Source organism: Paraburkholderia sp., assembly GCF_035656215.1.
Lineage (GTDB): Bacteria > Pseudomonadota > Gammaproteobacteria > Burkholderiales > Burkholderiaceae > Paraburkholderia.
Genome location: NZ_DASRSY010000083.1, coordinates 1 through 13,054, shown reverse-complemented (window position 1 = coordinate 13,054; position 13,054 = coordinate 1). Strand labels below are relative to the sequence as shown.

The window sequence follows — 13,054 nt, the reverse complement described above, 5'->3', positions numbered from 1 at the left end:
GTTTGGCCTGCAACGTATCGTCGCTATCGTAGTTGTCGTACTTGACATGAATGCCGTCCTGCTTCTCGAAGTTCGAAATCGTGTCCTTCGCGATGTAGTCCGACCAGTTGTAGACATTCAGTTCCGTGTCGGCCGCAAGGGCCGGCGTAACCGACAACGCCGCAAAACCCGCGAAGGCGAGAAGCGCGGCCCCCGCGACCGCATGACGAAGATGACAAACGCTCATGGTTTTTTCCCTTGATGTGGAGAACCGGCATGAGCGCGTATCGTGGGTGTGCTCATGCCGGAACGAACTGCCGTTACGAAATTCCGAGTTGTTGTGCCGTCGCGTCGATGGCGTACTTCGCCTTCGAAACGATCTCATCGATTTCCAGCTTGTTGATCACGAGCGGCGGCGACAGCAGCATCCGGTCGCCGGTGGCGCGCATGATCAGGTTGCCGTTGAAGCAGAAGTCGCGGCAGATCGTGCCGACGTCACCGCCATTGGCGAAACGCTTGCGCGTTTTTGGGTCTTCTGCGAGTTGCAGACCGGCTACCAGACCCGCGCCGGAGATTTCGCCAATGATCGGGTGATTGGCGAAGGTGTCGCGCAACTTCTTCTGGAAGTACGGACCCGTGTCGGTCTTGACGCGCTCGACGATCTTTTCGTCGCGCAGCAACTTCAGATTGGCGAGCGCCACAGCCGCGGCCACCGGATGCCCGGAGTAGGTGAGGCCGTGATTGAAGTCGCCGTGCTCGATGATCGCTTTGGCCACGCGATCATGCAGGCCGACCGCGCCCATCGGCACATAGCCGCTCGTCAGGCCCTTGGCCAACGTAATCAGATCCGGCTCGAAACCGAAGTGCTGATGCGCGAACCATTCGCCGGTCCGGCCGAAGCCGCCGATGACTTCGTCGGCGACCAGCAGGATGTCGTATTTGCGGCAGATACGTTGGATTTCCGGCCAGTACGTCGAAGCGGGGAAGATCACGCCGCCCGCGCCCTGGAACGGCTCACCGATAAACGCGGCCACGTTGTCCGCGCCGATTTCGAGAATCTTCGCTTCGAGCTGCTGCGCGCGGGCCAGTGCGAATTCTTCCGGCGTCAGATTGCCTTCTGCTTCACCGAAGAAATACGGCTGGTCGATATGCACGATGTTCTCGACCTTCGAGGGCATCTGTTCATGCATGTAGCCCATGCCGCCCAGTGTGCCGCCCGCGATCGTCGAACCGTGATAACCGTTCTTGCGCGAGATGACGAACTTCTTCGAGTGCTTGCCTTGGGTCGCCCAGTATTGATGGACGATGCGCAGCACGGTGTCGTTGCCTTCCGAACCGCTGTTGCAATAGAAGAAGTGGTTGAACGGTTCCGGCGCGAGCTCCGCGAGCAAGGCCGACAACTCGATCACCGGCGGGTGCGTCGTCTTGAAGAAGGTGTTGTAGAAAGGCAGTTCCTGCATCTGGCGGTACGCTGCGTCGGCCAGTTCCTTGCGGCCATAACCGACGTTCACGCACCACAAACCGGCCATGCCGTCGATGATCTTGTTGCCTTCCGAATCCCACAGATACGCGCCCTGTGCCTTGACGATCACGCGGCTGCCGGCGCGATTGAGCGAACCCATATCCGAAAACGGATGGATGTGGTGCGCGGCGTCGAGCGCGCGGTATTCGGCGGTGCTGCGTTGTTGTGTGGCCTGTGCGCCTGCGGCGGCGCTGGGTTGAATGGCCGGTTGCACGTAAGCGACTTCTTCTGTTCTGTAGCTCATACTGCCTCCAATTTTTTCGCGTTTGCGGGCGACGTCATGAATAGAGACCTTGGGTCCGGTCTTAAACGTGCAGCAGCAAATGCCGGCGTTCCCACGAACTGATCACGCGGAAAAACGCTTCGTATTCGGTTTCTTTCAATGCGAGGTAGGCTTTGACGAATTTCTCGCCGAGTACTTCGGCGATCGGCTCGCAGGCGCCCATTAGTGTCAAACCCTCTTCGAGGTTGCGCGGCAACTGGTACGGCAATTCATACCCGTCGCTGAGCAGCGGCTCGGTGGCTTCGAGATTTTGCGTCATGCCGAGATAGCCGGCGGCGAGAGTCGCGGCAATCGCCAGATACGGGTTGCAGTCCACGCCCGGAATGCGGTTTTCGATGCGGCGCGCAGCCGGCCCCGAATGCGGAATCCGGAAACCCACCGTGCGGTTGTCGTAACCCCATGCCACGTTGATCGGTGCAGCCATGAAACGCGACAGACGGCGATACGAGTTGATGTACGGCGCGAAAATCGGCATCAGTGCCGGTGTGTATTTCTGCAGGCCTGCGATATAACCGGTGAAGAGCGAAGTGGGCTTGCCGTCCGGGCCGGTGAACAGGTTCTGGCCGGTTTCTTCATCGACGAGGCTCTGGTGCATGTGCATTGCCGAACCCGGTTCGCCTTCCATCGGCTTGGCCATGAAAGTCGCGTACATCTTGTGACGCAGCGCGGCTTCACGCACCGTGCGCTTGAACAGGAACACGCTGTCGGCAAGTTTCAGCGGATCGCCGTGCATGAAGTTGATTTCCATCTGCGCGGCGCCGACTTCGTGAATCAGCGTGTCGACTTCCAGTTCCTGCACCTCGCAGTACTCGTAGATGTCTTCGAAGAGCGGATCGAATTCGTTGACGGCTTCAATCGAATACGCCTGGCGACCGGTTTCCGGACGGCCCGTGCGACCGATGGGCGGTTGCAGCGGCAGATCCGGGTCCTTGTTCATGTCGACCAGATAGAACTCGAGCTCGGGCGCGATAACCGGCTTCCAGCCTTTGGCCTTATAGAGTTCGAGCACGCGGCGCAACACGCGGCGCGGCGAGATCGCGACGGGCGTGCCGTCGAAGTGAACGCAATCGTGGATCACCTGGGCGGTCGGATCGATGGCCCACGGAATCATGCGGATGGTGCTGGCATCAGGAACGCACACCATGTCCGGGTCGGTGACGCCGGTGAGCGTGCCGTCTTCCGGATAGTCCCCTGTGACGGTCTGGATCATCACCGCCTGCGGCAAGCGCATGGACTCGCCGGATTCGAACTTGCTGCGCGGAATGATCTTGCCGCGTGCGATCCCGGCCATATCCGGAATGATCGCTTCGATTTCGGTGACGCGGTTCTTCTTCAGGAAGTCGTCGATTTCATGCATGGTTATTCTCTCAGTTTTGGTGCGCGACCGGCTCAGGCATGCGTGGCAGCGGCGGATGCCGCGCCATAGCCGGCCTTGGTGCGCATTCGATCGCGGCAGGCGTCGCCGAAGGCGCGAAAGATCGCGGTGGAAAGCGCGTCGTTGGCATGCTTCCATTCCGGGTGCCACTGCACACCCAGCGCGAAGGCACGCGCATCTTTCACACTCACCGCTTCGATCAATCCGTCCGGCGCGGTGGCTTCAGCCACGAGACCCACGCCCAACCGCTCGACGCCCTGACCGTGCAATGAATTCACACGCGCTTCATTCGTGCCGCCCGCGAGGCGCTGCAACAAGCCGCCCTGCGTCAGCGTGATCGAATGCGACGGTGCGTATTGCACGTCGAGGTCGTCTTCCTTGTTCTCGCGATGGTCGTTCAAGCCGGCCACCGCGTGAACGCTTTGATGCAACGTCCCGCCGAACACCACGTTCATTTCCTGGAAGCCCCGGCATACCGCCAGCACCGGCACGCCTGCTGCGATCGCCGCACGCAGGAGCGGCAGTGTCGTCGCATCGCGTGCGGCGTCGTGCAGCGTGCCCGGCGTGCTGGGATGGCCGCCGTAGCGGTGTGGCTCGACATTCGAATAGCTGCCGGTAAACAGTAAGCCGTCGACGGTGGCCAGCACGTCCTCGGTGGACTGACGCTCGCCGAGCGCCGGCAGCAACATGGCCAGCGCCTGTGAGCCGTCCACGATCGCGGCGATGTACTTCTCGCCGGTAACGTGCGACGGATGGACTCCCATCATCGTTCTGTCGGCGCTGATGCCGACCAGGGGTTTGTTTCGCATAACGGATAGACGTGTGTGTTCCCCGCGGGACGCGGCACGAACAACGTTAAACACGGCGCGGCAACATTCCGTAGCCGGACGCAAGGCGTCAGGCCACCGGTAGTGCAGGCGGTCGTCGTCAGCGGGACGCGCCGCGCGTGGTAATTAGATAGGCCGTTCGATTCGGTCCGTTGCGGAGCGCAACTGATCAGATCCGCATGACGTGCACAGGCGGCAGACGGCACCGCACATGCACGAACGCATGGCTCGAGAGAGCGCGATCACGCAAACGGACGAATCGAACGGTAAAAAGGGGGAGGCGCTACGGCAGCAGCGAGGCGACTTCGTCCGTGCGCACAGCAATAAAGGCGCGCGCGGAGATGGAGTTGTGACGTCGAACTGAACGGCGGGACAGGATCGTGAAGACGGACAGAAAGCGGCGGAACGCAAGGCTGCCGTTGCTGCCGTCGGCGATGGCGCCGTCAGCGCGAGGACAACTCGCCTGACTTCGATTCCATCTCACCAAAGGGCCTCGGACTCTCACGATTACACTCGACTAGCGACGTTGAAAGTATTGAACGCTTGCTCGAAAAACGCACAGGGCGTTTAAAGAAACATCACGCTGGGTTGATCGCCTCTGATCGATGCGAACTGGGTTCGCTGCGTCAAAAACACACTGTCGTGCTTCGTGACGTCGGCATGACGATCGCCTGAGAACCATCGTATACGAGCCAATAATGCCGTCAAATCATTTTTATAAAAGATTTATCAGGGCTTTCCCGGGGGTGTCGCCAGAATCCCGGCCTGTGGGAACATTCGTTGCGCGCGTCATATTTCGGAATCCTTTCAGGGTTTTCCCCAGCGGCGCAACGATTAAAGTGATTAGAATATTCAACACTTGCTGGCACACGTTGCCCGAGCCCACGCGCCCCGATCGTCTCCAATGTCAGAGAACCTAGCGATGTCCATAGAAGTAGCTACCCGCCTGCAATACATCCGTAAGAAGAACGGCCTGTCTCAGCGTGAGCTGGCGAAGCGGGCGGGCGTGACCAACGGCACGATTTCGCTGATTGAACAGAACCGCGTGAGTCCGTCAGTCGGCTCGCTGAAGAAACTGCTTGAATGCATCCCCATGAGTCTCGCCGAATTCTTCACTTTTGAGGTCGAGGTGGAGCGCTCTGTCGTGTCGCGTCGCGCCGACATGCCGAATCTCGGCAATGAGTCGATCGAGTTCTATCTCGCGGGCTCCAGTATCAAAGACCGCAACATGGGCATTTTGCGCGAGGTTTATCAGCCGCTGTCGGATACGGGACCGGAGATGCTGGAGCATGAGGGGCACGAGGGCGGGGTGGTGGTCAGCGGTCAGATCGAACTGACGGTGGACGGCATCACGTGGTTGCTCGACCCCGGTGACAGCTACTACTTCGAAAGCCGTCTACCGCATCGTTTTCGCAATCCCAGCGCGGAGCATCTGTGTGAGATCGTGTCGGCCAATTCGCCGCCCACGTTCTAAAGACTCCGCGCCAACGCGTCGCGACGCAGTTTCAAGCCGCCTGAAGTCGATGCCGGCGTGCGTCGAACGCATAACATTGAGGCATCCTGATGGACAAGAAATCTCTCGCTTTCTGGCAAGACAAAGCCGCTACGCTTTCGATCGAAGGCCGTGCGTTTATCGATGGTGAATACCGTGACGCAGCAGGCGGCCGCACGTTCGACTGCCTGAGCCCGATCGACGGCAAGCTGCTCGCCAAGGTCGCCGACAGCGGCGCGGCGGATGTCGACGCCGCCGTGGCAGCCGCACGCCGCGCGTTCGACGCAGGTGTCTGGTCCGGTCTCAATCCGCGCAAGCGCAAGGCGATTCTATTGCGCTGGGCCGCGTCGATCCGCGAGCACATGGATGAACTCGCGCTGCTCGAAACGCTGGACGCAGGCAAGCCGATCGCCGACACCACCACCGTGGACGTGCCGGGCGCGGCCTATTGCGTCGAGTGGTTCGCTGAAGCCATCGACAAGATCGGTGGCGAAGTCGCGCCGGCCGATCATCATCTGGTGGGCCTCGTGACGCGCGAGCCGATCGGCGTGGTTGCAGCAGTCGTGCCGTGGAATTTCCCGATTCTGATGGCGTCGTGGAAGTTCGGCCCGGCGCTCGCCGCGGGTAACAGCGTCGTGCTCAAGCCTTCGGAGAAGTCGCCGCTCACCGCAATTCGCCTCGCTCAACTCGCGCTGGACGCGGGCATCCCCGCCGGCGTATTCAACGTGGTGCCGGGCGCGGGCGAACCGGGCAAGCTGCTGGCGCTGCATCAGGACGTGGATTGTCTCGCCTTCACCGGCTCGACCAACGTCGGCAAGCTGATCATGCAATACGCCGGTCAATCGAACCTGAAGCGCGTGTGGCTCGAACTCGGCGGCAAGTCGCCCAACATTGTGATGCCCGATTGCCCCGACCTCGACCGTGCAGCCAATGCGGCGGCCGGTGCGATCTTCTACAACATGGGCGAAATGTGCACCGCCGGTTCGCGCCTGCTCGTGCATCGCGACATCAAGGACGTGTTCCTCGACAAGCTGATCGCCGCAGCACGCGGCTATACACCGGCCAATCCGCTCGATCCGCAGACCTCGATGGGCGCGATCGTCGACAACGTACAACTTGAACGCGTGCTGGGCTATATCGAAGCGGGCCGCGCTGAAGCGAAGCTGCTGCTGGGTGGGTCGCGCGTCAAGCAGGAAACCGGTGGCTTCTATATCGAACCGACCATCTTCGAGATTCCCGCTACCGGTGCGAAGGTCGCGCGTGAGGAAATCTTCGGGCCGGTGTTGTCGGTGATTACGTTCGATACGGTTGAAGAAGCGATCAGGATCGCTAATGACAGCGAATATGGTCTTGCCGCTGCCGTGTGGACCTCGAACCTCACCACCGCGCATGAAGTATCGCGCAAGCTGCGCGCGGGCACCGTGTGGGTCAATTGTTACGACGAAGGCGGCGATATGAATTTCCCGTTCGGCGGCTACAAGCAATCGGGTAACGGCCGCGACAAGTCGCTGCACGCGTTGGAGAAGTACACCGAGCTGAAGTCCACGCTCGTTCGGCTGCGCTAAAGGATTCGCAAGCCAGCGCGGTGGCGTTTGAGAAGGACACCGCCGCGTTCCCAATGAATCCGAGGCCGGACGTTGCATGCATCACCAGGGAGCTTCGCATGCAGCCCCGGCATGTTTATCAGGTATCAGGTCATCCATGACTGAACTCGTTTACGGCGACGGCGCGATTCGCCGCTCATCGCTCTATGGCTCGTCGATCGAAAACACCTATGCGGGTGTGCTGTCGTTTATGCGCCGCAAGTACACCCGTGAACTCGACGGCGTCGACGTCGTGATCTCCGGTGTGCCGCTCGATCTGGCCACTACGTTCCGTTCGGGCGCGCGTCTCGGCCCGGCGGCCGTGCGCGCGGCGAGCGTGCAATTGTCGGAGTTGCATCCCTATCCGTGGGGCTTCAATCCGTTCGACGATCTCGCCGTGACGGACTACGGCGACTGCTGGTTCGACGCGCACAATCCCATGACGATCAAGGAGTCGATCGTCGAGCATGCGCGCACGATCCTGCGTTCGGACGCGAAGATGCTCACGCTGGGCGGCGATCACTACATTACGTATCCGCTGCTGATTGCGCACGCGGAGAAGTACGGCAAGCCGCTTTCGCTGATCCATTTCGACGCGCACTGCGATACCTGGGCCGACGACAGTCCGGACAGCCTGAATCACGGCTCGATGTTCTATAAGGCGGTGAAGGACGGTCTGATCGATCCAAAAACCTCGGTGCAAGTCGGCATTCGTACGTGGAACGACGATTTTATGGGGATCAATATCCTCGATGCCGCGTGGGTTCACGAACATGGCGCGCGAGCGGCGGTGGAGCGGATCGCCTCGATTGTCGGCGAGCGGCCCGCGTATCTGACCTTCGATATCGACTGTCTCGATCCGGCGTTCGCGCCAGGCACGGGTACGCCGGTGGCGGGCGGTTTGTCGTCGGCACAGGGGCTGGCTATCGTGCGTGGGCTCGGTGCGCTGAATCTGGTGGGCGCGGATGTGGTGGAAGTGGCGCCTGCGTATGACCAGAGCGAGATCACGGCGATTGCAGCCGCGCATATCGCGTGCGATCTGTTGTGTCTTTGGCGGCAACGAAAGGTCGCTGAACGCTAGCCGCTTTCAATCGGCTTGAAACACAATCGGCTCAATCCAGGCTCAGCCCATTGACGATGATCGACCGGGCTGACGCCTGCCTTCGCGTAAGCCGAGCGTGTAGGCAACGAGCGCGCCGCTCATGATCGCCAGTTGCCACATCAGCATATCGCTCCCGCGTGCTTTCATGGCGAAACCGGCGATGAGCGGCCCTACGATCGAACTCGCGGTGAACGTGAGCGACACGAGCCGCATGTTGCGCGTGAGTGCCGCCTTATCGCTGCATGCCGCCGCGACCATGCCGAGCGTGATGTACGCGCTGTTCATGCCGCCCAGTAGCAGTGCGCTCGCGTCAGCAAGCCATGCGGCGGGCGCGGCGAACGCGAAACCGCAGATCGCCAATGTGCTGAGGGCGGCGCAAACGATCACCGTGGCCGCGAGGCCCGCGCGATCGGCGAACCAGCCGACCGGAAACTGCAGCAGCATCCCACCGACACCGAATAAAGTGAGTAGCGTGGCCGTCTGCGTGGTATTGAGGCCGTGGGCGTCGGCAAATAGCGGGAAGAGCCCGTAGAGCGCGCCATCGCCGATGCCGCCCGCCGCGACGACCACCATGCCGAGGCTCACTAATGGGCCGATTGGAGCGCTTTTCTCAGCCCGGCTTTTTCGCGCAGGCCGTGCTGGCTTAACAGCAGGGTGCCCATCATCCGACGCGGTCAGCCACAGCGGAAGGGCAGCAGCAAACGTGAAGGCCGCACCGGCCGTGAAGGTAATGCGCCCGTCGACTGCGCACCACACCGCCAATGCCGGGCCGATTACGCCTGCGGTGGCGATCAGTGCTTCGTGCACGCCCACTACGCGCCCGCTAGATTCAGCCGGCACAAGCCGATAGAGCCACGTTTCATTGGCGATCCAGCGCAAGCCGATGCCGAACCCGGTCAACAGGCCGGGCACCAGCCACAACGGCCACCACAGCGCGTTCATCGTGGCGAACGCGACAATCGTGGCGGCGAGACCTAGCGACACCGTGCGCTTTGCACCGATACGCTCCACTAGCCACGGCGCGATCAACAAGCCGGCCAGCATGCCGGTCCATTGCGAGGCGGAGAAGAGGCCGGCGCGCGGTGCGTCGAGACCATGACGGGCCAGCCACACAGGCAGCACCATGAAGCCGATGCCGAACTGGCCGATCTGCGAGAGCGCCGAGACCGCGGTCAGCGCGGCGATCGCCGGCCAGCGCACCGGCGCGGCAGCATTCATGCGCTGCTCCGCGCAGGCATCGGCAGACCCTGTTCGCGGCATTCGACCGGGCAGCCGGCATTCAGGCAGGGACCTTCGTCGCAGAGGCGGCACAGTTGCATGGCGTGCGCCGGATCACGGGTCTCATTCCACAGGATCTTGATCAGCAGGTTTTCGAGCACATCGCGCTCGCGCTCGTCGAGCTGCCCGACAATGCGCTGGAGCATGCGATCGCGCGCCGTTTGCAGGCGTTTGACTTCACGCTTGCCCGAAGCGGTCAAGGCAAGCGCGACGGAACGTTTGTCGGCACCTGATTTCTTTTCGACGAGACCGGCGCCCACCAGGCCCGCGACGGCGCGGACCGCGGCCGGATGCGACAGATCGACCGCCTCGCGCAATACTTCAATGGATGAATCGGGATATTGACCGACCGCGTTGAGCATGGCGCGGGTGGTGGGGCCCGCGAGCGCGGCCACGGCAGGCTGCGCGTTCATCTCGTCCGTGACCAGCAGGGCGAGCACGCCAAGCAGGTTCTCTGTGCGCTGCGTCATAGGGGTGCCTCAATGTGTGCAACGTGCATATATTCATGTTGCACACATTTGTGGGGATGCGCAAGCGATTTTTTTGTGACCGTCAATCGTTCAGCGCAAACCGTAAGCCGCCTCAAAAACCCGCAGCGCTGCGTTAGAGTTTCAGATCCTGCTCGACTGGCGAGCACACTGACGTAACCGGCTGACCCGCCAGCACTTTCCTGACGAAAGGTATCGAATCCTCCAGCGACGTGTTGACGGTGCCGTTATGTTCGCGACCCGCGTAAAGATGCGCCTCGACCGTGGTGGCCGCCGCGCAGGCGTCTTTTGCGAGGGAGAGCTCCAGAGGGGCAAGGCCGTCGTCCGCACCGATGCCGATGAACACCGGCGATTTGGTCTTCAGGGTCGGAAACTTCAGATACGCGTCCCACCATGCCTGCAAACGCGCGTTGGCGCCCGGCTTCACGGTGTTCGCGGTGGTCAGTCCGGCGAGCGCTGCGTCGTCCTCAAGAGACGCGAGGCAACTGATGCGCGATTGTTCGAGAATCGGAAGCGCGGAATCGGTGAGGATGTCGGAAGCCTTCAGCCCAGGGTCGATCTGCTGCGCCGACAGCACTGAATAGAACTGGTACGCGAGTGTTGCATCGATCCGATTGGGATCACGTCTGTAATCGGTTTTGAACGGCGCAAGTGTTGCAAGGGTGTGCTTCGGTGCGTTGTAAATGACGCCGGTCGCGACCGTGCCTCGGATGTCCAGTTCGGGTGCATACGTGCTCGCGTAGCCAGCCGCGGCGAATACCGCGGAACCGCCTTGCGATTGCCCGACCAGCACAACCTGATTGGCGAGCCCAGGTACGCTGTGCAACACGGCGCGTACGCTGTCGAGCATCGTGTAGCTGTTCGAACGATTGTTCAGTTGCGGGTTGGGTCCCGGCGTGCCGAGTCCCTGATAGTCGGTCGCCACCACCGCGAAGCCTTGCTGGAGCCACGTATTCAGATAGCGTACGTCGAGATAGGAGCGTCCGAACCATGAGGGCGCGCAGATATCGGCCATGCCGAAGGTGCCGTGCCCCCACGCGACGATCGGCCATCCTCCTTGTGGCGGCTGGCCCTTGGGCAGGAACAGTGCACCCGATACAGCGATCGGCGTTGTGCCGTCAATGCCATCGGTCGAACTGTATAGCAGGCGCAGTTGCTGGCCGGCGTTGGCGAGGCCGAGTGTGGACGGCAGGCGCTCGGAGCGCAGCAGTTCGCCGGGGTGTGCGGGAATCTCGTCGTCCCACGTGTAGAACGCGGACATACGGCCGTCGCCTTGCAGCGGATCGGGCGCTGGTGCTCTCGCGCCGGTGGCGAAGGCCGTGCTGAACGCGAGCAATGCGGCGAGGCTTGCGGCGAACCGCGCGCCCAATTTGACGCGAGCCGACGCGTGCCACTTCGGCGCTCGGTTATTTTCTGTTTTCATGTTGACGCCTTGAACGATGGTGAGAAAAGTGCGGGCCACGCGACACCTGCCGACGTGAGTCCGTCGAACCCGGGCGGCTTTCAAAGCAAGTTTTGAACCATCGCAGTGCCCGGTTGGCGAAACCCCGCTCGCATCAGGGTGCAACGGTGCTGCGGTGTGATGTGCGCACACGCCTGCTTTGCGTCGTGCGCAACAACCGCTGATGCTGCGCTGTTGGTCCAGCACCAAAATCACCTGGGTCGAACGTGCGCGTCCATGCGCGGGGAGCGGCGACGAAGCCGCCGAACAAGGGTCTGCGTGTGACGCGCCGATTGGCACACTTGCTGCTAAATACCCCTCGCATCGATCCCTCTCTCATCAAAGGACTCAACATGTCAGTCACGCAGACGCTGGAAAGCGGCGAACTGGTCGCCTTCGTCGAACGCATCCGGCGCGAATTCGCGCAAGCCACGCGCGTCCTCAAGGAAACCCGTACGTTGTCCGCGACCAATACCTTCCAGGCCTATCAGCGCGTGCCGGGCACGGACCTCGTCGTCGCCGTGTCGGCGCCTACGCCATGGGCGCAATCGCAGGAGGTTCAGGCGGTCGTGGTGTCGTTCGACGGCAAGGTGATCCATGGCGATCCGAAGGCATCCGGCCATGGTCCCCGCTATGCGGGCGTGTTCCAGGAAGCGCCGGAAATCGATGTGGTGATTCACGTGCATGGCCCGTATCTCGGCGCCTGGGCGAGCGCGCACCGTCCGCTGCCGATCCTGTACGCGCCGGCGCAGCGTTATACGAAAGCGCGTGAAATTCCGATCTATATCGACCGGCGGCCGGGCGAGCCGCGTTTTATCGTCGACACGATCCGGCGCGATCCGAACGTCCCGGCGATTCTCGAGGCGAACGGCGGGGCGACCTTCTGGGGCAAAAACATCCTCGACGTCTCGCAGTACATCCTGATCCTCGAAGAGGGCGCGTACTTCCAGGCGCTCGCGGAGTCGCTCGGCGGCTCGAAGGAGTTCGGCCCGGGCGTGCTCGAACAGCAGTGGAAAATGACTGGACTAGCCTGAGCCCTGCCGATAGGGCAATGAACGAGCGACGGTGAGCGGCACGGCGCGGTCAGCCGTGCCGCTTTTCGTATCGACGCAGCCGAACAGCGGTATTGCCGGTTCCGTCATACTGTTAGCTCGATGTATTGGTTCGCAGCGCACGGTCGGCTTGATATCGTCGAGGCTCCCTTTGGATTCCTTGCTGGTCGATCAATGGCTGTCTTCAGTTTTCCCGATCCCGCGTCGCACGCCATCACGATTCGTGCAAAAGCCCTGACTTTCGACGATCCCAAGTCACTGGTGTTGCTCGAACGCATTCATCTGGTCGCGCCGAGCGACGCCACTGTGCTCGTCACGGGCGAGAGCGGCACCGGCAAGGAGTTGATCGCACGCCTCGTGCATTCGCTGAGTGAACGCCGTGACGGGCCATTCGTCGCGGTGAATTGCGGTGCGTTCTCGGAGACGCTGATCGAGAGCGAACTGTTCGGTCACGAACGCGGCGCATTCACGGGTGCGATCAGCAGCCAGCCCGGCTGGTTCGAGTCGGCCAATCGCGGCACGCTGTTTCTCGACGAAGTGGGGGACTTGCCACTTGCTGCGCAGGTCAAGCTGCTGCGCGTGCTGCAGGAACGCGAGGTGGTGCCGGTCGGTTCGCGCAAGACCGTCAAAAT

Annotated in this window: 12 protein-coding genes and 1 pseudogene; 5 read left to right on the top strand and 8 right to left on the bottom strand. The window is 61.8% G+C overall.

Annotated elements, in window-relative coordinates; genetic code table 11:
* From VFE81_RS28930 to VFE81_RS28925, 5 genes and pseudogenes are all read right to left on the bottom strand, one after another.
* Positions 1-364, bottom strand: a pseudogene (locus tag VFE81_RS28930) (polyamine ABC transporter substrate-binding protein); the annotation flags it as partial.
* On the bottom strand, positions 300-1,745 hold the full coding sequence (locus tag VFE81_RS04720; protein WP_325043487.1) for an aspartate aminotransferase family protein: 1,446 nt from the start codon (positions 1,743-1,745) through the stop codon (positions 300-302). The pseudogene VFE81_RS28930 and the gene VFE81_RS04720, both read right to left, overlap by 65 nt.
* Positions 1,746-1,806: 61 nt before the next feature.
* Positions 1,807-3,141, bottom strand: coding sequence for a glutamine synthetase family protein (locus VFE81_RS04715; RefSeq protein WP_325043486.1), 1,335 nt, complete (start codon positions 3,139-3,141; stop codon positions 1,807-1,809).
* Positions 3,142-3,173: 32 nt separating this feature from the next.
* On the bottom strand, positions 3,174-3,968 hold the full coding sequence (locus VFE81_RS04710) for a gamma-glutamyl-gamma-aminobutyrate hydrolase family protein (protein ID WP_325043485.1): 795 nt from the start codon (positions 3,966-3,968) through the stop codon (positions 3,174-3,176).
* 301 nt (positions 3,969-4,269) lie between these two features.
* Positions 4,270-4,491 (bottom strand): hypothetical protein, encoded by a 222-nt coding sequence (locus tag VFE81_RS28925; RefSeq protein ID WP_171983793.1) that lies wholly within the window; start codon positions 4,489-4,491, stop codon positions 4,270-4,272.
* Between the two features lie 417 nt (positions 4,492-4,908).
* Here VFE81_RS28925 and VFE81_RS04705 point away from each other — a divergent pair, with 417 nt between their 5' ends.
* From VFE81_RS04705 to speB, 3 genes are all read left to right on the top strand, one after another.
* The gene (locus tag VFE81_RS04705; RefSeq protein WP_325043484.1) at positions 4,909-5,460 is read left to right on the top strand and encodes a cupin domain-containing protein; all 552 of its coding nucleotides are present in this window, start codon (positions 4,909-4,911) and stop codon (positions 5,458-5,460) included.
* Between the two features lie 89 nt (positions 5,461-5,549).
* Positions 5,550-7,043 (top strand): aldehyde dehydrogenase, encoded by a 1,494-nt coding sequence (locus tag VFE81_RS04700; protein ID WP_325043483.1) that lies wholly within the window; start codon positions 5,550-5,552, stop codon positions 7,041-7,043.
* Positions 7,044-7,179: 136 nt separating this feature from the next.
* The gene (gene speB / locus VFE81_RS04695; protein WP_325043482.1) at positions 7,180-8,142 is read left to right on the top strand and encodes an agmatinase; all 963 of its coding nucleotides are present in this window, start codon (positions 7,180-7,182) and stop codon (positions 8,140-8,142) included.
* A 42-nt stretch (positions 8,143-8,184) separates the two neighbouring features.
* Here the strand turns inward: speB and VFE81_RS04690 are convergent, their stop codons facing one another.
* The 3 genes from VFE81_RS04690 to VFE81_RS04680 all read right to left on the bottom strand — a co-directional run bounded on the left by VFE81_RS04690 (position 8,185) and on the right by VFE81_RS04680 (position 11,352).
* The gene (locus VFE81_RS04690; RefSeq protein WP_325043481.1) at positions 8,185-9,381 is read right to left on the bottom strand and encodes an MFS transporter; all 1,197 of its coding nucleotides are present in this window, start codon (positions 9,379-9,381) and stop codon (positions 8,185-8,187) included.
* On the bottom strand, positions 9,378-9,911 hold the full coding sequence (locus tag VFE81_RS04685; protein WP_325043480.1) for a MarR family winged helix-turn-helix transcriptional regulator: 534 nt from the start codon (positions 9,909-9,911) through the stop codon (positions 9,378-9,380). The genes VFE81_RS04690 and VFE81_RS04685 overlap by 4 nt, the downstream gene beginning before the upstream one ends.
* A 133-nt stretch (positions 9,912-10,044) precedes the next feature.
* Positions 10,045-11,352, bottom strand: a complete 1,308-nt coding sequence (locus VFE81_RS04680; RefSeq protein WP_325043479.1) for an alpha/beta hydrolase — start codon at positions 11,350-11,352, stop codon at positions 10,045-10,047.
* A gap of 371 nt (positions 11,353-11,723) precedes the next feature.
* Here VFE81_RS04680 and VFE81_RS04675 point away from each other — a divergent pair, with 371 nt between their 5' ends.
* Entirely contained in the window at positions 11,724-12,404 is a 681-nt protein-coding gene (locus tag VFE81_RS04675) for a class II aldolase/adducin family protein (RefSeq protein ID WP_325043478.1), read from the top strand.
* A gap of 192 nt (positions 12,405-12,596) precedes the next feature.
* Positions 12,597-13,054: sigma-54 factor interaction domain-containing protein (locus VFE81_RS04670; RefSeq protein WP_325043477.1), on the top strand; the 458-nt coding region annotated here is incomplete at its 3' end.